Here is a 1,988-nt window from a genome sequence, read left to right as displayed (position 1 = left end):
CGGGGAATCCTCACGAGCCGGACTCGGGCAACGCTTACGAGGCGCTCAACGAGGCCGACGACCCCCGCTGGGCCTACGCCGGCGAGTTCGGGCCGCTGGGCTGGGGTGTTCTGGGCGCCGAAGAACAGGTTGGCGCAGTCGCTGAGGAAGGTCGGGTTCTCCTCGGGGATGAAGTGGCCCGCGTCGGGTGCGACGGCCGGGCGGACGTCGTCGGCGACCTGGTTGAACGAGTCGGCCACGCCGGTCCCGAAGGAGTACTGCCCGCCGATCGCCAGCACCGGCATGCTCAGCCGGGTGGAGGCGTTCGCCTGGTTGTTCGTGGCGTCCGCGGCGAACGCCCGGTAGTACTCGTATCCCGCGTGGCGCCTCGCCGGGTTCGCGTACGCCTTGTAGAAGGCCTCACGGTCGATGCCCTGACCGTTGTGGCTGAAGTTGAACATCATGTTGAGATAGGTGCTGACGTCCTTGTTGTCCATGATCGTCTCGGGGATCGGAGACGGGGACATGTTGAACCGGAAGTGCCAGCTGAGGTGGTACAGCTCTTCGAGACCGAAGCCCGGGAGCGGCGACTCCAGCACGGCGAACCGGGTGACCTCGCCCGGGTAGTCGCGTGCGTACGGGTAGGCGATCAGGGTGCCGAGGTCGTGGCCGAGCAGCTGCACCTGGGTGTAGCCCAGAGCGTGGACGGCCTGCCGGATCCGCTGCGCGGTGGTGGCCTTGTCGAAGCCGCCGGTCGGGATGGACGAGTTGCCCAGTCCCGGGAGGTCGAAGGCGATCACGGTGTGCGAGGTGGCGAGCGCGGGCATCACCTGGCGCCACATCTTCCAGGTCTCCGGCCAGCCGTGCAGGAGCACGAGGGCCGGGCCGGATCCGCCCTTGACGTAGTGGAGGGTGGTCCCGGACACCGCCACCTTGCCGTGGGTGAAGCCGGGGGCGAACGCGGCGGGCCCCACGGTGGGCTCCTCGGGGAACGCGCTGGCCCCGGCGCCGGCGGTGGTGGTGATCATGCCGACCACCAGGGCGACGGCCGTACTGAAGACGGCTCGCCTCAATCTCCTCGCGCTGAACGCTCTTCTCGCCGGTCGCGCGGTTACGTGCAAGGTCGTTTCGTCCTGCGGCATTTCGAAATTCCCTTTCCATGAGCAGAGAACCACGTGGTGACCCGGCATTCGAGCGGCATGATTCCTTCTCCGCGGCAGGGCGGATCAGCGATCGGCGTATACGGCGGAAGTGTCGTTCTGGGCGGCGCCCGCCGAGGCGGTAGATCGCCGACGTGGTCGAACGAAGCTTGTCCGACCCGGGACGCCGGCGTCTTCTTCCAAAATGCCTTTACCAAGCTAGCGACACTTTGGTGCGTTCCCCTGTCAGGGCGAAAACGGATAAATCGTCCTATCTCACTATTCATTTGGGCAAGTCGCCAAGGTCTGTCACGCCGGACGGGGGCGGCGGCCACGCGGTGCGAGGCCGCGGCCGAGATCTACGGGCATCGGGTGAGCGGTCGAGACCCGGCCGCATTATGTTGGGAGAGGTGGAAGAGAACCGGGCACGACGGGTCGTCGACGCGTTGCGCGAGCGTGGCATAGACGGCCACCTGGCGAGGGTCGGCATCGACCAGTTCGGGATACGGGTGTCACTGCCGGGCGGGCGCGAGGCCGAGTGGGACACCGACGGCACCGCGGGCCTCGAAGCCCAGGTGATGCGCGACGGGATGCTCGTCGGATACGTCCCCATGATCGAGGGCTCCGAGGACTTCGACGAGGAGCAGGTCGTCGACGCCATCGCGCGGACCGACTACGAGCGGCCCATCGCCCGTCAACGCCCGGTCGCCCCGCCACCGGGCCCGCCCCTGCCCCGCGCCGGCGGCCTCTTCCGCCGCTTCCTCGACGGGTTCCGCTACCGCTAATGGAAGCTACCGGGTCGGCTGATCGGGCAGACTCGGTGCCTGGTAGCCGCGAGTGAGTGAGTACTTCCAACCGCTGGACCGATCT

The 1,988-nt window shown here is 67.8% G+C and carries 2 protein-coding genes; one reads left to right on the top strand and one right to left on the bottom strand.

Annotated elements, in window-relative coordinates; all coding sequences use genetic code 11:
- Window positions 1–1,052: alpha/beta hydrolase (locus AB0B89_RS36115; RefSeq protein WP_358562205.1), on the bottom strand; the 1,052-nt coding region annotated here is incomplete at its 3' end.
- A gap of 476 nt (window positions 1,053–1,528) precedes the next feature.
- Between AB0B89_RS36115 and AB0B89_RS36110 the strand changes: the two genes are divergently transcribed.
- The gene (locus AB0B89_RS36110) at window positions 1,529–1,903 is read left to right on the top strand and encodes a hypothetical protein (RefSeq protein WP_358562202.1); all 375 of its coding nucleotides are present in this window, start codon (window positions 1,529–1,531) and stop codon (window positions 1,901–1,903) included.
- Window positions 1,904–1,988 lie beyond the last annotated feature (85 nt).

Origin of the sequence: Sphaerisporangium sp. NPDC049002 (assembly GCF_040649355.1) — a bacterium.
GTDB lineage: Bacteria > Actinomycetota > Actinomycetes > Streptosporangiales > Streptosporangiaceae > Sphaerisporangium.
This window is presented reverse-complemented; position numbering and strand designations above follow the sequence as displayed.